Genomic DNA, 22,036 nt, shown 5'->3' with positions numbered 1-22,036 from the left:
CAGCGCGGGCCTAATCGCCTGCGCTCTGCGCGCCCATCTGGCGGCCCCGGCGTTCGGCGGCCGCAACGGCGTTGCGCACCAGCCCCGGCAGGCCGCCGCCGCTCATCAGCGCATCCAGACCCGCCTGGGTGGTCCCGTTCGGGCTGGTCACGTTCCGGCGCAGCTCATCAGGTTCGCCCAGCCCTGCTTTCATCATGGCGCCGGCGCCAATGACGGTCTGCTTGGCCAGCGTCACCGCCAGCGCGCGCGGCAGGCCTTCGGCTTCCGCCGCCGCAGCCAGCGCTTCGGTGAACAGGAAGACATAGGCCGGGCCCGAGCCGGAGACGGCGGTGACCGCATCCATCATCCGCTCGTCGGAAATCCACTCCACCAGCCCGGCGGGCTTGAGCAGTTTCTCGCTCTGACGGATCAGAGCCCTGGTGTCGGCGGCTTCGTTCGCCACGCAGACCGAAACGCCTTCGCCGATGGCGGCGGGCGTGTTGGGCATGGCGCGCACGATGGGACGGCCGGGCAGGGCGGCGGCGAGGGTGCGCAGGGGCACGCCTGCCGCAATGGAAACCACCAGCGCGTCAGCGGGCAGGTCGTCACTGATGGCGGACAGCGCCGTGCGCACCAGATCGGGCTTGAGCGCAACAACCAGCGTGTCGAGCGTGCTGGCGATATCGCCGGTCAGGGCCGGGGCGCAGGTGACGCCGTATTGCTCGATCAGCGCTTGCGCGCCGACGCCGGGGCGCGGGTCGATCAGAACAATCTTGTCGGCGCTGACGCCGCCGCGCGTCTTGCGCAGCCAGCCCGAAGCCAGCGCGGAGCCCATGCGGCCTGCGCCGAGCAGGCCGATCCGGCCCTGTGTGTCTGCCATGTCGGGGGTCCGTATCCTCAGGCTTCGCCGGCCGTGTCGAACATGGCGGCGGCCACTGCTTCGAGCGGGCTTTTACCGCTCCACAGCAGATAATGAAACGCCGGATACAGGCGTTCGCCCGCTTCCTTGGCCGCCTCGATCATGGTGGCGGCCTGGGCGACGGAGACATTCTCCGCCTCCGGCAGGGTCAGGGCGTGGCGGAAGACCAGCGTGCCGTCCTCGTGCCAGATCTCGAAATGGCCGATCCACAGGCGTTCGTTCAGGCGCGCCACCAGTTCGCAGACATCCTTGTAGCGGCTGTCCGGCGCCTTCAGATCGAGGGCCGCGAACATGTGAATGACGTCGAGGTCCGGGCGATAGGAAAACCAGATCTGATGATCGCGCCAGGAGCCCGGCACCGCCATGTGGAGTTCCAGGTCATCGCGCTCATAGGCGTATTGCGCCGTCAGAACGGCTTGCTCGATGCTTTCCAGCGGATCCATCGCAATGACGGTTTCCTGGGTGGTGAGATCCATGTGGTCCTCTAGCCCCTCGCAGCGCCTGGCGACTCAGTTCGCCGCCCATGTCGGACGGTATGCCGCCCCGTCCTCGGGGTGCAAGCGCTCTGCGGTGGGGATTTGATAAGTGGTTTATTCAGCGGATTTTTTTGCTGTGGACGTCTTGGCCGTGGACTTGGCCCGGCTCGGCTTTTTCACCGATTGGGCTTCCAGTTCGGCCAGGCGGGCCTCCAGCGATTCGAGCCGGGCGGCGCTGGCGTCCGCTTCGGCGCGCAGAGCTTCAAACTCGTCGCGGCTGACAAGATCAAGTTCGGACGCCATCCGTTCGGCCTGGGCGCGGAACACCGCGCGCGCTTCGTCGCCGGCCGCCTGGGCGGCGCTGAAAGCGTCGGTCATCAGATCTGCGAGATCTGCGAACATGGGATTGCGTGACTGCATGACATCACCGTGTGCTCTGCTATGAAGACCCATATAGGCGTCGACGGGCCGGCTTAGCAATGCGGCGCCGCGTCGCCTGACAGTTAACAGCCGGTCCTGTCGGCCAAATTATTTTTCTGGAGCCTTTCATGATAGGCGCATGCCCCGCCAGTTTTGACCTCATAGATCCGGTCCTGTTCACCATACCCAAGGTCTGGATCCTCGGTCCCTTCCCGATCCGCTGGTATGCGCTCGCCTATATCGCCGGCCTGTTCGGCGGCCTGTTCTGGGTGCTGCACCTGATCAAGCAGGGCCGGCTGTGGGGCACGACGCCGAAGACCCAGACACCGCCCTATGCCCGCGCCTTCGTGGACGATCTGGTGCTGTGGATCATGATCGGCGTCATAGCGGGCGGCCGGCTGGGCTATGTCCTGTTCTACAACACCTCGATGATCTGGGAGACGCCGGTCCGGGTCGTCACCGGCATTTCCGATGGCGGGATGAGCTTTCATGGCGGCCTGATCGGGGTGACGCTGGCCATGGTGCTGACCGCGCGGGCGCACAAGGCGCCGCTCCTGCGGGTCTCTGATGCGGTGGCGGCGGCGACGCCGATCGGCCTGTTCTTTGGCCGCATGGCCAATTTCATCAATGGCGAGCTGTATGGACGCCCGGCGCCGGACCTGCTTTGGGCCATGCGATTCGCCGCCGATCCGACCTGTCAGTTGCGCCATCCCAGCCAGCTTTACGAGGCGGCGCTGGAAGGCCTGGTGCTGTTCGTCATCCTGACCGTCCTGATCTACCGCTTCCGTGCGCTCAGCCGACCGGGGCTGCTGACCGGGGCCTTCCTGGCCGGCTATGGCGTGTTCCGCGCCTTTGTGGAGCTGTTCCGCGAGCCGGACCGGCAAATGCCCGAAGCGCTGCAGGGCTATGTGACAATGGGCATGGTGCTGTGCATTCCCATGATCGCGCTGGGCGCCTATCTGATCTGGCGCGCCCGCCAGCGTCCGGCGGTGGGCGAACGCCCGGCCTGAGCCCACGACAAGGACTGACCCATGAGCGATGACGACTTTCGCCCCGCGCAGATCATCTCCGAGCGCCTGCGTGACCGCATCCGCTCGGAAGGCGCGCTGTCGGTGGCCGCCTTCATGACCGAGGCCCTGTTTCATCCCATGGCGGGGTTTTACGCCACGAAAGACCCGCTCGGCGCCGCCAATGACTTCATCACCGCGCCCGAGATCAGCCAGATGTTCGGCGAGCTGATCGGGCTATGGGCGGCCGAATGCTGGATGCAGATGGGCGCGCCCTCGCGCTTTGAGCTGATCGAGCTGGGTCCGGGCACGGGGCGGATGATGAGCGACATGCTGCGCGCCGGCCGCGCCGCGCCCGGCTTTCTGGACGCCGTGCACGTGACCCTGGTCGAGGCGTCCCCCGCGCTGAAAATGGTGCAGGGGCAAACCCTGGCCAATGCGCAGGTTCCGATCAGCTGGGCGAAGTCCTTTGACAAGGCCCCGTCCGGTCCGGCCGTGGTGATCGGCAATGAGTTTCTTGACTGCCTGCCCGTGCGCCAGGCCATCCGTCACAAGGGCGAGTGGCGCGAGCGCGTGGTCACGCTCGACCCTGAGGACGAGACCCGCTTTGTCTTTGCGCTGGGCCCCGTGCTGGGCGAAGGCGATATCGGTTTCATGGCGCCGGAGCTGCGCGAGGCGGCGGATGGTGTGCTGGTGGAGTTGCGCCCCGGCGATCAGCAACAGGTCGAGCAGCTTGCGGCCCGCTTTGCGCGTGATCCGGGCTATGCCCTGTTTGTCGATTACGGGTCTTCAAAGCCGGAGACCGGGGACACGCTGCAGGCGCTTCGCGCCCATCAGAAGGTGGACCCGCTGGACGCGCCGGGCACGGCGGACCTGACGGCCTGGGTGGATTTTGACCGGTTGTTGCGCCTGGGGGAAGATGCGGGGCTGTCAGCCTTCGGGCCCATGACCCAGGGCGATTTCCTGACCGAGCTGGGCATCGAGCAGCGCGCCGCGGTGCTGGCGCGGTCGGTGGATGAAGCGGGTCAGGCCAAGCTGAAACGCCAGATGCATCGTCTTGTCTCGCCCGAGGACATGGGAGCGCTGTTCAAGCTCGCCGCCTTCAGCGCCCAAGGCCTGCCGCCTGCGCCGGGGATCGCGCCGTTCAAGCGGGCGCGCTGAGATGCGCGCTGATGATGTCTGCGATCACCTGCTCATAGGCGTCCAGGTCTGAGGGCTTGATGAAATAACCGTCCGCGCCCGCATCGAGCGCAACGCGAATCTCGTCCTTGAGATTGGAGGTGGACAGGCTGATGCAGGGCACCCCGACCATCTTGGCGCAGCTTTTCACAAGCCTGATGAAATCCGCGCCGGACATGCCGGGCAATCGGCTGTCCACCAGACAGAAATCGGGACGCGGCGAATCGCCCTGGATAAAGGCCAGCGCGTCCTCAGCCCGCTCGAAGACTTTCAGATCGCCATATCCGCGCGCTTCCAGGGCGCTCGTGATCAGGGTGGCGTCAATCTGACTGTCCTCAATGATCAGGCTCGTCATCGGCGGGCTCCTCGGCTGGGGGGAAGTGAAGCAGGAATCGCGCGCCGCCCTCGTAATGGCGGTCGACCGAAATCTTGCCGTCATGGGCTTCCATGATGCGGGCGCAGAAGGCGAGGCCGACGCCAGAGCCGGGAACGTCGCTGCGATAACGCTGCATCATCTTGAAAACGCCGTCCATCTGGGTCTCGGGAATGCCGGGCCCGTTATCCGCGAACCGCACCAGCAGGCCCTCCTGGGTATTACGAGCGTCAACGGTGAGATGGATCTCCGACTTGTCGGAATATTTGACAGCGTTGTCGACGAGATTGCGGAACAGGTGAGAGAGCAAGGTCTCGTCGCCGACCAGAACGGGGTCTTCCTTGATGTTCAGCCGGATGGGCGTCTTGGGATAATAGGCGTCCAGCAGTTTCTCGAGCAGGGGGCGCAGCGGCGCGGCGCTCGACACCGCCTTGGTCTCCACAAGATCGGAATAGCTTAAAAGCGTATCGATCAGCATGAGCATGTCGCGCGATTTGGACTTCACGTCGTGAAGATAGCCCAGCACCTTCTCGTTGGAGTTCGCGCCCAGCTCGCGCTGGGCCAGATCCGTCAGAAGCGAGATCTGTCGGGCGGGGGCCTTGAGGTCGTGCGAGGCGCCGGCGGCGAAGTCCCTCAGCGTGCCGTTGGAGCGTTCCAGATCGGCGGTGCGGCGCTTGACCTGGCGTTCGAGCGAATTGGTCAATTGTTTCAGCTGACGCTCTGCGCCGATGCGCAGGCTCACTTCGTCGCGTAATGAGTCATTGCTCCGTTTCAGCTGTGCGCTGCTGGGCATGGCGAGCGCCTTGGGCAGCAGGGGCCAGAGCGTGACGGCGGTGGCCACCGAGATGATGGCGGTGACCAGCTTGAGCACGCCTTCGGTGAAATAGGCGGGCGTCCAGATCGTGTAGATCGAGAACAGGTGAGTCGCGCCGCAGAAGATGATGAACAGGATGAAGAGATAGGCGACCGGCCGGAACAGGATGTCCGGGCGACGCAGGGCAATCAGCCAGATCACGACGGGGATGGAAAAATAAGACAGGCCGATCAGCACATCTGCAGTGACGTGCATGAGCAGGATGTCCACGCGCCAGAGATAGCACATTCCATGGGGCATAAAGCCGTGAAGCGATTGCATGAACACCTCTGAACTGGCCCGGCTCACCTGCCAGCCTCGGCGGTTCTGTTTAAGGGAGTGTTTCAGTACCGGTATACGCGGTGCGCGTGTCGGGGGAGTTGATCCGTTCACGTCCTGATCATCATGACAGTGAAGCGGGCGCTCCGGCGCTTTGCCGCTCGCGTTTATCCTGCTATGAGCGCGCCGCGGCTCAAAACTCGGGAAAGGCCAGATCATGAAACTGATGTGCGGCAACGCCAACCGGCCACTGGCCAAGGCCATCGCCGATTATCTTGATGCGCCTCTGTCGGATGTGGAGATCGAACGCTTTGCCGATGGCGAGCTGTTTGTGCGCATCGACGAGAATATGCGCGGCCAGGATGTCTTCATCATCCAGCCCACCTCCGAGCCCGCCAATGACCATCTGATGGAATTGCTGATCTGCATGGACGCCCTGGCCCGCGCCAGCGCCAACCGGATCACCGCCGTCATCCCGTATTTCGGCTATGCCCGTCAGGACCGCAAAACCGGCGGCCGCACGCCGATCACCGCCAAGCTGGTGGCGAACCTGGTCGCCGAGGCCGGCGCCCACCGGGTGCTGACCATCGATCTGCATGCGGGTCAGATCCAGGGCTTCTTCGACATTCCCACCGACAACCTGTTCGCCACGCCGGTGATCGAGGATGATATCCGCAAGCACTACGATGTGGACGATCTTCTGATCGTGTCTCCGGATGTGGGCGGCGTGGTGCGCGCGCGCTCGCTGGCCGGGCGCCTGGGCGCGGACATCGCCATCGTCGACAAGCGCCGCCCCAAGGCAGGCGTGTCCGAGGTGATGAACATCATCGGCGATGTCGAAGGCCGCCGCTGCATCATCTTTGATGACATCATCGATTCCGGCGGCACGCTGTGTAACGCCGCTGCGGCGCTGAAGGACCAGGGCGCCAAGGAAGTGTCCGCCTACATCACCCACGGGGTGCTCTCGGGCAAGGCAGTGGAGCGCATCTCCAATTCCGTCCTGAAGGAGCTGGTTGTCACTGATTCCATTGATGTGACGGCCAAGGTGGCGGCGGGCAAGAATATCCGCTCGCTGTCCGTGGCGCCGCTGCTGGGCGAGGCGATCCGGCGGATCGCCAATGACGAGTCTGTCTCCAAGCTGTTCGACTAGGCTGGAGACGCGCCGCGGAAGAGTCAGCGGATCGCTTGCGCTCCCCGCAAGCATCCGCTATAGCCCGCGGCTCGAAAGTTCTTACTCAGTCTTGAATGACTGAACGAAGCGCGCGCCGCCAAAACCGGCGGCGCTTGCGTTTAAACCGATTTCGTATGGGACCGGACCATGAGCGATATTGTTCTCTCCGTAGAAGTGCGCGAGCGCACGGGTACTGGCGGCGCACGTGAAACCCGCCGCAACGGCTTTGTGCCGGGCGTTCTCTATGGCGGCGACCAAGGTCCCGTCGCGATTGCGCTGAAAGACAACGAAGTGGTCAAGGCGATCAATTCGGGCAAATTCCTCGCCCAGATGATCACCATCGATCACAAGGGTGAAAAGCAGTCCGTGCTGACCCGCGACGTGCAATTCCACCCGGTTCGCGACGAGCCGGTGCACATCGACTTCCAGCGCGTTGACGAAAGCACCGTCATCACCGTCGAAGTGACCGTTCAATTCCACAACGACGAGAAGTCTCCGGGCCTCAAGCGCGGCGGCGTTCTCAATGTCGTGCGTCACGCGATCGAAGTGGACGTGCCGGCGGGCTCGATCCCCGATCAGATCGATGTGGACCTGTCCGGCTACGATATCGGCGATTCCGTGCACATCTCGTCCGTGACCCTGCCTGAAGGCGTGACGCCGTCGATCACCGACCGCGACTTCACCATCGCCACCATCCAGAGCTCGCGCGCATCCCGCGCCAGCGAGGACGAAGAGGGTGAAGACACCGAAGAGACCGAGGCCGAGGGCGACGAGGAGTAATCCTCTTTCCTTCGTCCGCGACGGACTTAAAAGGCGGCTGGCGGACCTCATGTCCCAGCCGCCTTTTTCATTTGTGGAGCGCGCCATGCATCTGATCGTGGGTCTGGGCAATCCCGGCGGGAAATACGCCGGCAACCGTCATAATGTGGGCTTCATGGCGCTGGACGCCATCGCCGAGGACTGGCGGCTGGGTCCCTGGAAATCGCGCTTCCAGGGCCAGACAGCGGAAGGCGTGGTGGAAACCGGGCAGGGGCCGAAGAAGGTGCTGCTGCTCAAACCCCAGACCTATTACAACGAGGCGGGCCGGTCGGTGGCGGAGGCGGCGCGGTTCTACAAGATCGATCCGGCCGACATTCTGGTCTTCCATGACGAGCTGGATCTGGCGCCAGGCAAGTTCCGTCTGAAAACCGGCGGCGGCCATGCCGGCAATAACGGGCTGCGCTCGACCAAGGCGCACATTGCGGGTGATTTCAAGCGCGGCCGGATCGGCATTGGCCATCCCGGCGACAAGAACCAGGTGACCAACTGGGTGCTGGGCGATTTCTCCAAGGCCGAGGGCGAGTGGCTGGGCCCGCTGCTCGACGCGATCGCGCGCGCCTTCCCGTTGATTCTTGAGGGCAATGAAGACGCCTTCCAGACCAAGGTGACCCATCTCGCGCCTGCGCCGTGAATGAACAGACGTTCACAATTTAGCCAGACTTCCGGCGGGAAGACGCCGTTAAAAACACGCCAGATTTCCCTCTTTTCGGCCATCTGCGGTCACAAGCGCCCATCATATTCGATCCTGCCAGATGACGAGGCGGCCCTCAGACGCCTTGTCAGGGACTGGCCTAGAGCAAGGAGAGAGACTGATGAAACGCCAAGTGCTGATTTCCACGATCGCCGCCACTGCCTTTGCAGGCGCGGCTTTCGCCCAAGCCCCGATGTTTGACACGGTCGACACCGATGGCGACGGCGTGATCACCCTGTCCGAAGCGCAAGCTGTTGCGCCGGAGCTCACCGAAGACGAATTCGCCGCCTATGACGTCAATGCTGACGGCGGCCTGGACGAAGGTGAGTTCGAAGCCTGGTCGGCGACCCTGCCGGCTGAAGACCACGGCGACGCGCACTAATCGCCACAGCGCTTCACACCCTCGGCACGCTCCCCCGGCGTGCGCTTCAGGGCCGGTCGCGATGCGACCGGCCCTGTTTGTATCTGATGAGATGAACGCACTGACAGGCTTGCGGCAGGCGGGCCTTATTCAGGCCTCGACCTTTCCGCTTTGCGGTCCTTTTCAGGACACAGCGTCCATCCAGAGTGATCCTCGCTCCTCCCCGAGCGCCCGCCGCAAGGCGGATGAACCTTCCCATCTGGCCGGCTGCTTCGCGCAGTCGGCCATTTTTTTCGCAGGTCGGAGGAAAGGCTGATGCGCCGGATCAGGCCGGCAGGGTCAGCGGGTTCATCAGCACCAGCGTCGCGATATAGCCCACATAGGCCAAGGTCATGACAAGGCCTGACAGGCGTCCGATAGGGCGACGCGCAAGCGCGAACAGCAAGATGGCGAGGCCGGCGGCGGCCATGACCCAGAAGTCGAGCTGGACGAACTGGGCGTCTACGGGGGCCGGTTCGCCCGTGGCCAGGCTGGCGGCGACGCCGGTGATCCCGCCCACGGCGCAGATATTGAAGATGTTCGACCCGACCACATTGCCGATCGCCATGTCCGCCTGCTTGCGCAGGGCGGCGACGAGCGCGGTGGCCAGCTCGGGCAGGGAGGTGCCGAAAGCCAGGATGGTCAGCCCGATCACCGCGTCTGGCACATTGAACAGGGTGGCGATGCCCACGCCGCCATCCACGATGAGCTGGGCGCCGATGGGCAGCATGACCAGGCCGCCCAGCAGGAAGAGCGCCACCATGGGCGCTTTTTGGGGCAGACCGTCCATATGCTCGATATCGGTCAGCTCGGCGAGCATGGGGTCGTCCTGATGACCCTTGGCCGTCAGGGCGAGGAAGGTGATGTAGCCGACAATCCCGGCCGCCAGAATCGCGCCGTCGATCAGCGACAGCGCGCCATCAAAGCAGAGCGCTATGAACAGGGCGGTGAAAGCAAGCGCGATCAGGGCGTTGCGCTTGACCCCCTTGGCGGTGGAGGCGATGGGCGCCAGCAGGGCGGGCAGGCCCAGCACCAACAGCACATTGGCGATGTTTGAGCCGACAATATTGCCGATGGCGAGCCCGGGCGCGCCTTCAACCGCAGCGGCGGCGCTGACCACCATTTCCGGCGCGCTGGTGCCGAAGGCGACAATGGTCAGCCCGACCAGGAGCGGCGGCACGCCAGCCTTGCTGGCGAGCGCGGTCGCGCCACGCACCAGGATATCGCCGCCCGTCAGAAGGACGACGATGCCGCCAAGCACCATCAGGCTGAACAGAAAAATGTCGGGCATGGGGACCTATGTCTCCGGCGCGCCGGGCGCGCGGGAGCCCTAGTCCAGACGCTTGTTGTCGATCAGGTTCAGAAGCGCGAAAATGCCGAAAGCGAGGCCGAGGGCGACAAGAGCTGCCATGGGACGATCCTTCTCGAGAAGCTAGAGCGAGCGCTTGAAGCGCCTGCCTGCAGGCATATAGCGCGATGCGGCCCCGAGAGAAAGTCTGATGGTTTGCAGTTCACCAGTCATTGACACCCTTAGGTCAAGCTGCAAACCAGCCTTAGCCCGTACGGGGAAAGATGGATGGCGCGAGACATGATTTCGGATGCTGGGAGTCGCAAGCTTCTGGAAGCGATTTCAGATGTTCAGTCCATCTATATAGGGGGCGAGCAGACCGCTCACGCCTCGTTCAATCGCTTGCTTCACATCCTGCTGGAGATCACCGAGTCCGAATACGGCTTTGTCGGCGAGGTCGTCGGTCAGGGGGATGGGGTCAATCCCTGGCTGCGTTCCTGGGCCATGACCGATATCAGCTGGGACGAGGATTCACGCGCCCTGTACCAGCTGTCCGGCCAGGAAGGGGTGATGGAGTTCGTCAATCCCGACCTGCTGTTTGCGCGCGTCCTGCATGATCAAAAGCCGGTCATCGCCAACGCCGCCAAGGGGCAGACGCTGGATGTGAACCTGCCGCCCGGCCACCCGGCCATGCGCTCTTTCATGGCGCTGCCGATGATGAGCGGGGAGGAATTGCTGGGCATTGCCGGGGTCGCCAATCGTGAGGGTGGATATGACGCCGAACTCGCCGAATTCCTGACCCCGCTCACCAATACGATCGGCGCCTTCATCAAGGCGCGGCGCCAGAACGAGGCGGCCCGGGCGACCAAGGCGCAACTGGAGCATTCTGAATCGCGCTATGCGCTGGCGATTGAAGGCACCGGCGCCGGCATCTGGGAATGGAATGCGGACGAAGAGACGCTGTACTGGTCCGACCGTCTTCTGGAAATCATGGGCCTGCCGGAGGATTATCAGCCGCCCACCTCCAAATCCGGGCTCGATTTCATGCATCCCGGCGACCGGGAGCGGTATCAGACGGCGATCTGGCGCCATCTCGAGGATGGCACACCGCTCCGCGAACGCCTTCGGGTGCGTCATACGGACGGGCACTGGATCTATGTGGAATCCCATGGACAGGCGGAGAAGGCCGAAGCCGGCGCACCTCGTCGCATGGTCGGCACGCTGGTCGATGTCAGCGAGATCGCAGAAGCGGAATCGCGGGCGCTCAAGGCCCGACTGACCGCCGAAGTGGCCATCAACAGCGCCCATATGGGGCGCTGGTGGTACACCACAGATGAGCAGGTCATCTATCTCGACCAGCGCTTCGCGGCGCTCCTAGGGCGTCCGGATCTGACCGACAGGCCGTTTCCCTGGGCCGACATGCTGATGCTGATGGTCCACGAGGATCGCGAGACCGTGGCCGCGACTCTGGATGAGACGCTGAATTCTGAAGACGGCCGCATCAGCCTGGCGCACCGTATCATCCGGCCGGATGGAGAAGTGGTCTGGCTGCAGGTGGATGGCGCGGTCATACGCCGGGATGAGACCGGCCGTCCGAAAGAAATGAGCGGCATTGCGGCGGACCAGACACCCTTGCGCAAGGCCGAGCAGGAAGCCAATGAACACAGGCGCTTGTACGAAGTGGCCATCAAGGGGTCGGACCTGACGGTCTTTGATCTGGATTTCAAGACCGATCAGCTCTTCGCGTCACCGGGCTATTACCAGATGACGGGCAATCCGGCGCCGGCCGGGGTGCGACGGATTGCCGATTTCCTGGCGGCCGTGCATCCCGATGACCTGTCCGCCGTCCAGCAAACCCTGAAGAACCCGGTGATCGAGCCCGGCAGTCCCGGTCCGCACAAGCAGACCCTTGTCTTCCGGCTTCAGCACTCGGAGGGACATTATCTTTGGGTCGAGGGGGTTGGCGAGGTCCTGTGCGATGAGGACGGTCGCCCTGCGCGCATATCCGGCACGCTGCGCAACATCACTGACAAGCTCAGGATTGAACAGGAGGCGCGCCAGGCGGGCCTGCGGGCTCAGATGGCGCTGCGTGTGGCGGGGCTGGGCGTCTGGGAGCTGGAATCCCAGACCAGCACGCTGCAGATGGATGCGACGCTGGCATCCATCCTGGGCAAGCCGGAGCTGGCCTACAAGGAAACCCATGTGGATGCGCTGACCCGGTTCACGCATCCCGATGACATCGAAGACGTGCACATGCTGGCCCAGTCCCTGGTCCGGGGGGAGTGCGAACAGCTCGTGCTGGAACACCGCATCATCAACACGGCGGGCTACACCGTCTGGATCAAGGTCTTCATCCGGGTGGTGGATCGGGATGAGCATGATCGCCCGGTGCGGATGATCGGCATTGTCGAGGACCTGACCGACCACAAGCGGGCTGAAGACACGCTCAAGACCGCGCTGGCGCGCGCGGAGGCGGCGAGTGAGGCGAAATCCCAGTTCCTCGCCAATATGAGCCATGAAATCCGCACCCCGCTCAATGGCGTGCTGGGGATCGCGCAATTGCTGGCGCTGACCGATCTCAACGACCGCCAGAAGGAATTCGTACAGACGATCCGCTCCTCCGGCCGGGCCTTGCTATCCATCATTGAGGACATCCTTGATCTGTCCAAGATCGAGGTGGGCAAGCTCAAGCTTGTCAAAAAGCCGGTGCGCCCGTCCGAGGTCATCGAGGAAACGGTTCAGGCTCATATGCCCGAAGCGGATCGCAAGGCCTTGCCGCTACGCTTGACCCTGTCGCCCGAGCTGAATCGGTTGGCGATGCTCGACGCCAACCGCCTGCGGCAGATTCTGAGCAATCTTCTGGGCAATGCGATCAAGTTCACCGATGCCGGCGAAGTGCGGGTCGAGGCCCGCCTGAACGCGGACAATCGGGTGCGGGTCGAGGTGCATGATACGGGCCCGGGGCTGAGCGAGACCGTGCAAAAACGTGTGTTCGGCCGGTTCGAGCAGGCGGATATGTCCCATTCGCGCAGCCATGAAGGGTCCGGTCTGGGTTTGTCGATTGCGCGCGAGCTGGTCACGCTGATGGGCGGCGCAATCGGGGTGAATTCTGAATCCGGCGAGGGGGCCTGCTTCTGGTTCGAATTCCCCGCTCCGGACGCCAAGAGCGAGGACGCTGCACAGGTCACCATGCCGCCGCGTCTCAAGCAGAGCTCTGAACGGGGCGGCCGGGACAAGCGCGTGCTTGTTGTGGATGACCAGAAGGTCAATCGTGACGTGACCGCCGAAATGGTCCGTCAGGGCGGGTATGAGCCGGTCGTGGCCGCAAGCGGTGACGAAGCGCTGAACCTGTTGCGCGACGAGCAGTTCGACGCCGTGCTCATGGATCTGCATATGCCGGGCATGGGCGGGGAAGAAGCCATTCGCCGGCTGCGGGCGGGGGAGGCGGGTGAATCCCGCGTGCCGGTGTATATCGTCAGCGCTGACGCCACGGTCGAAACTAGGTCACGCGTGGAGAGCCTGGATATCGAGGGCTATTTCAGCAAGCCCGTGGAATTGAATGCGCTTGTTGCTGCTTTGGATATGCTCAAGCCGCGTATGTCCCTGGCGGAAACCCAGGCGCCCGAGCGTTGAGCGTGGAACCAATCGCCTTAGTTGACGTTACTCACAGTCAAAGGAGGCGATATGACTATTCGTGCTGAAAAAACAGAAGCCCGCCAAGGCGAGCGTCGGACCTGGCAAGAACATGTCCTTTACGCATCCTTGGGCGGCGCAGTGCTGGCCCTGGGCATCATTGCCGTGGTCTTCATCCTCTGAAGAGGCCTTCTGACGGTCCTGAACACAGCGCGGGGCGCGCAGGCGCTCCGCAAGCGCCGTCAGGGTCAATAAAGTCTTAAAATGGACTGCGCATCGGCGAGAGCGATGCTAAAGTCCGGTCGCGTCGCCCGTGGGGAGGCTGACGCCACGGATTGAGGGAGGCCGATATGGGCCTGATCTTTGCGCGCGCGACCAACGCGACTTTCACGATTTTTCTGTCATTTGTCCTGTCCTACATCATGCTCATCGCCATGGGCGTGCTGTGGCCCGAAGGGCTCGACTGGATGGTTCAACGCGCCAAGGAAGTGGAGGCCCTGATCGTTCGGCCCGACATTCCGGTGCGCTACAAGGTCTGGCTCGACCTGCTGATCGAGGAGGGCGCCATTCTGCTGCTCTTCTTCACGCTCATTGCGCGCATTCTCGTCGCCATTGTCGGCACCGCGATCTCGGCGCCGTTCAAGAAGAGTTAGCGACGGTTTCAGACGCACTCAGACAACTGGTCAAAACGGGCGGATTTGGGCAGTTTACTCCCATGACCGACCCGCGCGCCGCCCATATCCTTGTTGTCGACGATGATGACCGCATCCGCGATCTTCTGACGAAGTTCCTGCGGGCGCGCGGCCTGCGCGTGACGGCGGCCAGCGATGGTCAGAAGGCGCTCTCGCTTCTGGCCCAGATGCGCTTTGACCTTGTCATTCTGGACGTGATGATGCCGGGCGCGGACGGGTTCGAGGTGACCGAAACCGTGCGCCAGACCGACGCCACCCCCATCCTGCTGCTGACCGCCCGCGGTGAGCCCGAAGATCGCATCAAGGGGCTGAGCCTGGGGGCGGATGACTATCTCGCCAAACCGTTCGAGCCTGAAGAGCTGGTCCTGCGCGTGCAGGCGATCCTGCGCCGGGCTCTGCCCCAGACGCGCGGGCCGTCAGCCGTCGCGTTCGGGCCATGGCGGTTCGAGATCGAAAGCGGGCAGTTGAGCGAGGATGGACGATCGGTGCGCCTGACCGGCGGGGAGACCGCGCTCCTGGCCGCGCTCGCCAAATCCAATGGCGAGGCGGTGTCGCGCCAATCGCTGTCTGAACAGGCCGCCAATGGCGCGGGCGAGCGGGCGGTGGATGTTCAGATCACCCGTCTCAGACGCAAGATCGAGGCGGACCCCAAGGCCCCGCTCTATATCCAGACCGTGCGCGGCTCGGGCTACAAGCTGGTCGCCGAGCCGGTCTATGACGGCGCTGAAGGCTAGGCCGGATGCGCTTTTCGCTGAAACCCTATCTGCCCAAGGGCCTGTTCGAGCGCTCGCTGCTGATCATTGTCCTGCCCGTGGCGCTGATGCAGGGGGCGGTGACCTGGGCCTTCTTTGACCAGCACTGGCAGACCACCACGGCGCGCCTCAGTGAAAGCGTGGCGGGCGAGGTGGCGCTGGTCACCGCGCTCTATGAGCGCGAAGGCCCCGAACAGTTTGACACGCTGGCGAACCTGGCCTTCGCCACAACCGATCTCAGCGTCGAGTATCGCGAGGGCGATGCCCTGCCCACCTCGCGCCGGACCGCCTTCTTCCGGGCGCTCGATCGCACCCTGAGGACCGCGCTGGGCGACGAGATGGACAACGCCTTCTGGTTCGACACCACCCGCTACCCCGCCTATGTGGACATCCGCGTCGAGGTGGAGGGCGGCGTGCTGCGCTTCATCGCGGCGCGCGACCGGGTGTTCGCCACCACCGGGCATATCTTCCTGATCTGGCTGTTCCTCGCCACGGGCCTTCTGCTCACCGTCGCCATCCTGTTCATCCGCAACCAGGTCAAACCGATCCGCCAGCTCGCCGAAGCCGCTGAAGCCTTCGGCCGCGGTCAGGATGTGGAGCGCTTCAAGCCCGCCGGCGCCCGCGAGGTCCGCCGCGCCAGCGCCGCCTTCCTCGACATGCGCGGCCGGCTCAAGCGCCATATCGAACAGCGCACGCAATTGCTCGCCGGTGTCAGTCATGACTTGCGCACCCCGCTCACCCGCCTGCGGCTCCAGCTCGCCCTGATGCCGCAAAGCGAGGAGCGCGACGCCGCCCGCCGCGATCTGGCGGACATGGAAGCCGCGCTCGAGGAATATCTCGCCTTTGCGCGCGGTCAGGCGGGCGAGGAGCCCGACGCGCTCGACCTCACCGCCCTGTGCGAAACCCTCGCCGATGACGCCGCCCGCGAGGGCGTCGATCTGCGGCTCGAAGTGGAAGACGGTCTTCTGGTCCACGCGCGCGAGAGCGCTCTGAAACGCGCGCTCGCCAACCTGGTCTCCAACGCCGCCGCCCATGCCGGGGACGTGCTGCTGAGTGCGCGGCGCAATGGCTCCCGGCTGGAAATCCTCATCGATGATGACGGCCCCGGCATCCCCGCCGACCAGCGCGAGGACGCCTTCAAACCCTTCTCCCGCCTCGATGAAAGCCGCAACGCCAACCGCAAGGGCGTGGGCCTCGGACTCGCCATCGCCCGCGACACATTGCGCGCCCATGGCGGTGAACTGCGGCTCGAGGACTCCCCGCTGGGCGGCCTGCGGGCGCGCGTGAGCTTGCCGGCGTAGGGGCTATGGCTCTCCAGGCCTTACTGGTTGTCGAATCCGAAGTCCGTCAAACCGCCGGTGCGTGTGACGGCGAAGCGCCGCATGCGGACATCAGTGCTGATCTGTCCGGTATTGGCATGGACCCGGAAGGTGATGTTGGCGCGCACGAAGTCGCCGCAATCGGCCAGGTCATTGCTGGTGATGACATAATCGTTCTCGCTGGCGCGGCCCGGTCGAACCGTCAGTTCGCAATCCAGATAACTGCCTGAATACCCTTCTGACGTGGCGTCAGCGAGAGCGGCCTGTATCCGCGTGGGGAGCCCGTCAATGCCGGTAATCCTGAAGACGTTCTGAGTGCCGACCGTGCTGTCGCCGGTCCATTCAAACGGACCCAGAACGACATTTGACTGGCCGTTGCCGCTGTCCCGGATCGTCGCCGCGGAGCTTAAGGCGTGATCAAAATTGAAGTCGGTCAAATCGCCATGAGCGCCAACCGCGATCCGTCGGACGCGCACGCCGTCGGGCATGTCCGTAGCAGCGGCGGTGATCCGGAAACTGAGATCGCCGCGGACGAAGGGGCCGCAATCGGCCAGGTCCGCGGCGCTGATCAGGTAGTCATGAGCGCCGGCCCGGCTGGGGCGGATCTGCAGATTGCAGTCGGTATAGGCGCCGTCATAACCGCTGGCGGCGGCGTTGTTGATGGCGACCTCGATCTGTTGCGGGTCTCCGGACAGTCCGGAAATCCGGAACAGGTTCTGGGTCGGCGCGGTCGCGTCGCCCGTCCATTCAAACGGACCGGCTTCGACCTGGGCGCGCCCGCCGGACAGAGACACGGGCTGGATCGGCGTGTCGGTCAGCTGGTCAAAGGAGAAGTCAGTGATCGATCCCTGGGCCGTGGTCACAAGACGGGTCAGGGTGATCGGCTCGCCATAATCGGCGATATCAACAAAGCGGAAGCTGAGATCCGCACGCCTGAAATCACCGCAGGCGGCGAGATCGGCGCCGGTGAAGGTGTAGGCTGTGTTATCGATCTCACTGAGAGGGATGTCGATCGTGCAGTCGGTGAACGCCCCGGAGAAACCGTCCACGGCGGCTTTGGCGATGGCGATCTCCATGCTGTGGGGGCGATCTTCCCACAAGCCTGACACCCGGAACTGGTGCAGGCGTCCGCTGCCGGGGGTCTCGGTCCATTCAAACGGTCCGAACTCGGCTTCGCCTCTTCCCTCATGCCAGTCAGAGTACGGGCCGCGATCCGATCCCACATCGCTGAGCATGCCGGTTTCGCTCAGCCGGAAGCGTCGCAGGTCAATGTCCTGATTGAGGTCTGAGGCGTGCGGCGTGAGTTGGAAGACAATGTCTGCGGACCCAAAGACGCCGCAGGCCGCCAGTTCATGAGCCAGGATCAGATACTCGCCGCCGGAATGACGCGACGGTTGGACCGCCAGGTCGCAATCGCTGAAAGCGCCGTCAAAGCCGGGGATCTCGGGATTTCTGAACGCCACCTCGATCTGCTGGGGCGGTCCGGATTCAAGTCCGGTCACGCGGAAGATGTCGCGGCCCTCGCCGTCGGGCTCCACGACATTGGGGAAGGGACCGAACGCGCGCTTGCCCGGCTCGTTCACCCAGATCAGCTGGGTGGTTGCGAGGCCGATGCTGTTCCCGTCACCGGCCGCATTGTTCAACTCGTCACGCAGCGTGGCGCCCACATAATACGCGCCAGTGGGAAAATTCGGCGGAAGACGGAAGGTGAACTGGCCGCGTGCGGTCTGTGCGCCATCAAACTCGATGAGCGAGGACCGGTAGATGGTCTGCCGTTTCTGGGCCTCGGCCTGGGACAAGGTCATGTAGAAATGTTTCAGACCGGACCCGCCCTCATCTGCGAGCTCGTATTCCACGAGCAGGGTGGAGCCCAGATCCGAGGTCTCCACGGCGTCCGGCGTCACGGTGAGCCGGTTCACGGTGGGCGACAGCAGGTCGGCATGGTCGTTGATCAGGGTCAGCACGCGGTAGGGCTCCGGGTCCTCATGATTGAGGAAGAGCCGATTATCCGCCTGGTCATTCAGGTAGACGCTCACATAATGCTCGCCCGGTCGTGCGCCAGCGGGAACGGTCATCGTCAACTCGCCCTCCGCCTGGCTTTCGCCCGTGAAGTTGACATAGGTGTGCGCGACGGCCCCCGAAGAGGTCGGGCTGTCGATCTGGTAGAGACCAAAGGAGAGATATTCCAGCCCGGCGGAGCCCACATCCCGCACCTCATAGGACAGGGTCAATTCCCCGTCGGCTTGCTCCAGCGTCAGCGGATCGGGCGTGATGGTGAGGGAGTCCAGCACCGGAGCGTCGGCGTCAGCGCTTGAGTTGATGATGGTCACTTCAGGCGCAGGCTGGCTCAGATCATTGCCGTTGCCCGCCCCGTCGAACACCACCAGACGGACGCGATAGTCGCCGGGAATGACCCCGGCATCGAGATTGATCCGCGCCTGACCCGATGTGCGCGCGCCAGTGGGCATGAACACCCCGCCCGTAATGTCCGGAACGGACCTGTCGGTCATGTGCTCGAGATCCAGCAGCATCAGGTCCAGGAAGGACCCGCCCTCATCGGAGACTACGTAATCGATCAGGAGGGTGGTCTGGCCTGCATCCACATCGAGCACGTCCGGCGTGGCGGTCAGCAAGTCCACGACCGGACGAATGGTGTCGGCCTCTTGCGGGTGCGCCCGTTGCGCTTCGGAGCGGCCAGCCTCCGCCTGCGCAATCTCGCCATCCGAGCCGGGCAGGAGGCGGGTTTCGCTGCGAACCAGGCGCAGGGGCGGGGCGCCGTCACCCGATGCGTCAAGGGTTTCCAGCTCGGCCTGCAACCGGGCGCACGCCGCGGCGGCGTCATGCCGGCAGGTCTCCAGCCGCATCCCGAAGCGTGTCAGCGTCTCCTCATCAAGACCTTGCCGCGCGCGCAGCTCCAGCAGGCGGGCCGCTTCGGCCTGCGCGACAGCTGACGCGTCGTCCTGCGCCCAGGCGCCCAGACCGCCCGACAGGCTGATGGCAAACGCGCACAGCCCGACCTTGATAAGTGAATGCCGCATTCTTCCCCTCCAGATTGCGCGCCCCTGATCAAGACCCACTATAGGGAGAGTTCCGGACCTGAAAACTCGTTTTCACAATGTGTTAAGCTTTTATGCAGCGCCGCCGCCCGACGCGTCCGGACGCCGGACCCTGCCGGTATCCGCATCGCGCTTGCGATCCTCATACCAGGACCGGGGTCTGGGCTGGAGGCCGCGCTGGGCGTCGGCGCGTTGCTCAGGGCTGAAATCCTCGCCCTCCTTCAGCCCGGCCTGCTGGCGCAGATGCTGCTGCAGGCGGGTCAGCTTCTTTTCCAGCAGCGCATGATAGTCCACGCCGTCGTTTTTCTTCGGCGGCGGCGCACTGGCGCGCATGCGGTCATAGCGTTCGGCCAGGCGCAGCGCCTGCTCGGCCTGTCGCAAGCGCCCCGCCTCGGTCAGAGCGAGCGCGCGCTGTTTCAGGTTCCGCGCCATCTGCCCCCATTGCTCGGCGGTGATTTCGGGGGCGTCTTCGTGGGCTTCATCCTCTTTCGTCATCCCACACTGAAACCCCGGCCCTGAGCCGGGGCCTCCCTCCGCGTGAGGCGCCGTGTCCTGATGGAGGTCCCGGCACGATAGCAGCTTCTGGGCCGGGAATTCAGCATGGGGGAAAACTCCCCCTCTCGGTCCTCGGACTTGATCCGGGGAGTCATGGGCCGTCTCAAAACCCTCACCCTCTGTCATCCCCCGCCTTGTGCGGGGGATCCATTCCGGTTGAGGGGAGGCCAGGTCACGGCATGGGTTCACCGGATAAACCGGTGAATGACAGGGAGAGGCAGCCGCCGTGCCCAAACCCCGCCCCGCCGCGTCCCAGGCCGCCGCCTCCAGATCCCGGACGCGAAAGCCATGCGCCTCGGCCCAGCGATAGATGGTGCTCACCGTCACGCCGCAGGCGCGCGCGATCTCGGCGGTCTCCGCCCCAGCCTCCCGCATCGCCCGTGCCCGGGCGATCCTCGGATCATTGATGTCAGATGTCTCAGCGCTCATGCCCCTGAAGGTAAGGGGTGAGGGCGGGGTGGGGGATAGGTCTTCCCCTCGGACTGAAACCCCGGCCTTGAGCCGGGGCTTCCCTCCGCGTCTGGCGCTTTATCCTGATGGAGGTCCCGGCTCGCGCTGCGCGCGTTCGGGACTTCAGAATGGGATGACGGTCTTTCCCCTCTCCCCCTTGGACAAGGGGGAGAGGCCGGGTGAGGGGGTGCGCTTCACCCTCGTTGCGTTTCAGGCATTGCCCCGCCGCTCACCCCTCACCTGTCCTCTCCCCTCAAAAAGGGGAGAGGGACGCACGGCGCTCGCTCACTCTCTCCCTCTTTCCCTGCCCCCAATCGAGTTGAGGGTAAACTCCGGCGGGGACCCAGAGATCATCACGCGCTAGCACATCCGGCTCTGGCCCCCCGCGTGCTTGGGGGAAGAGAATAAGACTCTCCCCTCGGTCCTCGGGCTTGACCCGGGGACCCAGCCCAGCCGATCCGCCGCATGCGCCTCCGGATCAAGTCCGAAGGCCGAGAGGTTGGGACAAGCTCCGCATCATTCCCCCGTCATCCCGGACTTGATCCGGGATCTGGTGCAGGCGTCTCTGCGATCAGACCAGAGCGTGTCCAGCAGATCCCGGCGCGCTGCGCGTCCGGGATGACACAATGGCGGGGCAGGTGGGGCGCTGGTGGCTCACCGTCACGCCGCAGGCGCGCGCGATCTCGGCGGTCTCCGCCCCCGCCTCCCGCATCGCCCGCGCCCGGGCGATCCTCGGATCATTGATGTCAGGTGTCTCAGCGCTCATGGCTTTGAGGATAGGGGGTGAGGGCGGGGTGGGGGATAGCGCTTCCCCTCGGACTGAAACCCCGGCCTTGAGCCGGGGCCTCCCTCCGCATGAGGCGCCGTGTCTTGATGGAGGTCCCGGCTCGCGCTGCGCGCGTTCGGGACTTCAGAATGGGATGACGGTCTTTCCCCTCTCCCCCTTGGACAAGGGGGAGAGGTCGGGTGAGGGGGTGCGCTTCAACCGCGCGGCGCTTCAGGCCTGACCCGCCGCTCACCCCTCACCTGTCCTCTCCCCTAAAAAAAGGGGAGAGGGACGCACGGCGCCCGCTCAGAAAAGCAACCCTGGATGCGAATGTCAGGCTCCCGAGCCGTTAGACACTCCAGACTGGCGTTTACAATGATTTGGCTGGGCCCCGCCGGACGGGCCTGAAGCATAATTGAGACGCAACAGAAAGAATGCGAGATGGAAATGCCATTCAAACATATGGAACTCTGCCCTGTATGCGGGGAGGAGTACCAATTTGGACCGCATAGGTATGAGGGCTTCTCGTTAGACGCCTATGACATCTATGTCTGTGATCGGTGTGAGGCAGGCAACCATGATGGTTGGGCGCCTCATCATGAGGCCAAAATTCTGGAACACCTGAACGCCAAGAGGCTTCCTGTGCCAGCCAGGCTGTCTAACGGCTTGCTTCCGTTTAATCCCTAATATCTGAACCCGTCATCCCGGCCTTGAGCCGGGATCTGGTGCAGGCGTCTCTGCGATCAGAACAGAGCGTTTCCGGCGGATCCCGGCGCGCTGCGCGTCCGGGATGACACAAGGGCGGGGCAGGCGGGGCGCTGGCGGCTCACCGTCACGCCGCAGGCGCGCGCGATCTTGGCGGTTTCCGCCCCCCCGCCTCCCGCATCGCCCGCGCCCGGGCGATCCTCGGATCATTGATGTCAGGTGTCTTAGCGCTCATGCCCTTGACGGTAAGGGGT

At 64.2% G+C, this 22,036-nt stretch carries 19 protein-coding genes and 1 pseudogene; 11 read left to right on the top strand and 9 right to left on the bottom strand.

The window, feature by feature from the left end:
- Positions 1-10: 10 nt before the first annotated feature.
- The 3 genes from proC to RBA95_RS14125 all read right to left on the bottom strand — a co-directional run bounded on the left by proC (position 11) and on the right by RBA95_RS14125 (position 1,794).
- A complete protein-coding gene (proC, locus tag RBA95_RS14135) occupies positions 11-859 on the bottom strand; it encodes a pyrroline-5-carboxylate reductase (RefSeq protein ID WP_306017522.1) in 849 nt (282 codons plus the stop codon).
- Between the two features lie 17 nt (positions 860-876).
- Positions 877-1,374, bottom strand: coding sequence for a YbjN domain-containing protein (locus tag RBA95_RS14130; RefSeq protein WP_306017521.1), 498 nt, complete (start codon positions 1,372-1,374; stop codon positions 877-879).
- Between the two features lie 114 nt (positions 1,375-1,488).
- Positions 1,489-1,794: an accessory factor UbiK family protein gene (locus RBA95_RS14125; protein WP_306017520.1), complete on the bottom strand. Its 306-nt coding sequence runs from the start codon at positions 1,792-1,794 to the stop codon at positions 1,489-1,491.
- A 128-nt stretch (positions 1,795-1,922) separates the two neighbouring features.
- Between RBA95_RS14125 and lgt the strand changes: the two genes are divergently transcribed.
- Both lgt and RBA95_RS14115 read left to right on the top strand, forming a co-directional pair.
- A complete protein-coding gene (gene lgt / locus RBA95_RS14120) occupies positions 1,923-2,804 on the top strand; it encodes a prolipoprotein diacylglyceryl transferase (RefSeq protein WP_306017519.1) in 882 nt (293 codons plus the stop codon).
- A 21-nt stretch (positions 2,805-2,825) separates the two neighbouring features.
- Positions 2,826-3,962 carry a class I SAM-dependent methyltransferase gene (locus RBA95_RS14115; protein WP_306017518.1) on the top strand — a complete coding sequence of 379 codons (1,137 nt, stop codon included), beginning with the start codon at positions 2,826-2,828 and terminating at the stop codon, positions 3,960-3,962.
- On the opposite strand, the gene RBA95_RS14110 is transcribed toward RBA95_RS14115, so the two are convergent.
- Both RBA95_RS14110 and RBA95_RS14105 read right to left on the bottom strand, forming a co-directional pair.
- Positions 3,946-4,335, bottom strand: a complete 390-nt coding sequence (locus RBA95_RS14110; RefSeq protein ID WP_306017517.1) for a response regulator — start codon at positions 4,333-4,335, stop codon at positions 3,946-3,948. The genes RBA95_RS14115 and RBA95_RS14110 overlap by 17 nt on opposite strands.
- On the bottom strand, positions 4,316-5,488 hold the full coding sequence (locus RBA95_RS14105; protein ID WP_306017516.1) for an ATP-binding protein: 1,173 nt from the start codon (positions 5,486-5,488) through the stop codon (positions 4,316-4,318). Before RBA95_RS14105 ends, RBA95_RS14110 begins: the two co-directional genes overlap by 20 nt.
- 214 nt (positions 5,489-5,702) lie before the next feature.
- Between RBA95_RS14105 and RBA95_RS14100 the strand changes: the two genes are divergently transcribed.
- The 4 genes from RBA95_RS14100 to RBA95_RS14085 all read left to right on the top strand — a co-directional run bounded on the left by RBA95_RS14100 (position 5,703) and on the right by RBA95_RS14085 (position 8,548).
- Complete coding sequence (locus tag RBA95_RS14100) at positions 5,703-6,635, top strand: ribose-phosphate pyrophosphokinase (protein ID WP_306017515.1); 933 nt, start codon at positions 5,703-5,705, stop codon at positions 6,633-6,635.
- Between the two features lie 168 nt (positions 6,636-6,803).
- On the top strand, positions 6,804-7,436 hold the full coding sequence (locus RBA95_RS14095) for a 50S ribosomal protein L25/general stress protein Ctc (protein ID WP_306017514.1): 633 nt from the start codon (positions 6,804-6,806) through the stop codon (positions 7,434-7,436).
- Positions 7,437-7,521: 85 nt separating this feature from the next.
- The gene (gene pth, locus RBA95_RS14090) at positions 7,522-8,106 is read left to right on the top strand and encodes an aminoacyl-tRNA hydrolase (RefSeq protein WP_371933619.1); all 585 of its coding nucleotides are present in this window, start codon (positions 7,522-7,524) and stop codon (positions 8,104-8,106) included.
- A gap of 181 nt (positions 8,107-8,287) precedes the next feature.
- Positions 8,288-8,548, top strand: a complete 261-nt coding sequence (locus RBA95_RS14085; protein ID WP_306017512.1) for a hypothetical protein — start codon at positions 8,288-8,290, stop codon at positions 8,546-8,548.
- A 304-nt stretch (positions 8,549-8,852) separates the two neighbouring features.
- On the opposite strand, the gene RBA95_RS14080 is transcribed toward RBA95_RS14085, so the two are convergent.
- Complete coding sequence (locus RBA95_RS14080; RefSeq protein ID WP_306017511.1) at positions 8,853-9,857, bottom strand: calcium/sodium antiporter; 1,005 nt, start codon at positions 9,855-9,857, stop codon at positions 8,853-8,855.
- A gap of 297 nt (positions 9,858-10,154) precedes the next feature.
- Between RBA95_RS14080 and RBA95_RS14075 the strand changes: the two genes are divergently transcribed.
- The 5 genes from RBA95_RS14075 (at position 10,155) to RBA95_RS14055 (ending at position 16,232) form a co-directional block, all read left to right on the top strand.
- Entirely contained in the window at positions 10,155-13,487 is a 3,333-nt protein-coding gene (locus RBA95_RS14075) for a PAS domain-containing protein (RefSeq protein ID WP_306017510.1), read from the top strand.
- 51 nt (positions 13,488-13,538) lie between these two features.
- Complete coding sequence (locus tag RBA95_RS14070; protein ID WP_306017509.1) at positions 13,539-13,670, top strand: hypothetical protein; 132 nt, start codon at positions 13,539-13,541, stop codon at positions 13,668-13,670.
- A 167-nt stretch (positions 13,671-13,837) separates the two neighbouring features.
- Positions 13,838-14,140 (top strand): hypothetical protein, encoded by a 303-nt coding sequence (locus RBA95_RS14065; protein ID WP_306017508.1) that lies wholly within the window; start codon positions 13,838-13,840, stop codon positions 14,138-14,140.
- Between the two features lie 62 nt (positions 14,141-14,202).
- Positions 14,203-14,913 carry a response regulator gene (locus RBA95_RS14060; protein ID WP_306017507.1) on the top strand — a complete coding sequence of 237 codons (711 nt, stop codon included), beginning with the start codon at positions 14,203-14,205 and terminating at the stop codon, positions 14,911-14,913.
- Between the two features lie 5 nt (positions 14,914-14,918).
- Positions 14,919-16,232 carry an ATP-binding protein gene (locus RBA95_RS14055; RefSeq protein ID WP_306017506.1) on the top strand — a complete coding sequence of 438 codons (1,314 nt, stop codon included), beginning with the start codon at positions 14,919-14,921 and terminating at the stop codon, positions 16,230-16,232.
- Positions 16,233-16,252: 20 nt separating this feature from the next.
- Here the strand turns inward: RBA95_RS14055 and RBA95_RS14050 are convergent, their stop codons facing one another.
- The 3 genes and pseudogenes from RBA95_RS14050 to RBA95_RS14540 form a co-directional block, all read right to left on the bottom strand.
- The gene (locus RBA95_RS14050) at positions 16,253-19,288 is read right to left on the bottom strand and encodes a hypothetical protein (RefSeq protein WP_306017505.1); all 3,036 of its coding nucleotides are present in this window, start codon (positions 19,286-19,288) and stop codon (positions 16,253-16,255) included.
- A 90-nt stretch (positions 19,289-19,378) separates the two neighbouring features.
- A complete protein-coding gene (locus RBA95_RS14045) occupies positions 19,379-19,801 on the bottom strand; it encodes a hypothetical protein (RefSeq protein ID WP_306017504.1) in 423 nt (140 codons plus the stop codon).
- Between the two features lie 375 nt (positions 19,802-20,176).
- Positions 20,177-20,290 (bottom strand): annotated as a pseudogene (locus RBA95_RS14540) (hypothetical protein); the annotation flags it as partial.
- Positions 20,291-22,036: the final 1,746 nt, after the last annotated feature.

The organism is Oceanicaulis sp. MMSF_3324 (assembly GCF_030733545.1).
Lineage (GTDB): Bacteria > Pseudomonadota > Alphaproteobacteria > Caulobacterales > Maricaulaceae > Oceanicaulis.
The sequence above is the reverse complement of the archived record's forward strand: the minus strand, read 5'-3'. Positions and strand labels throughout refer to the sequence as shown.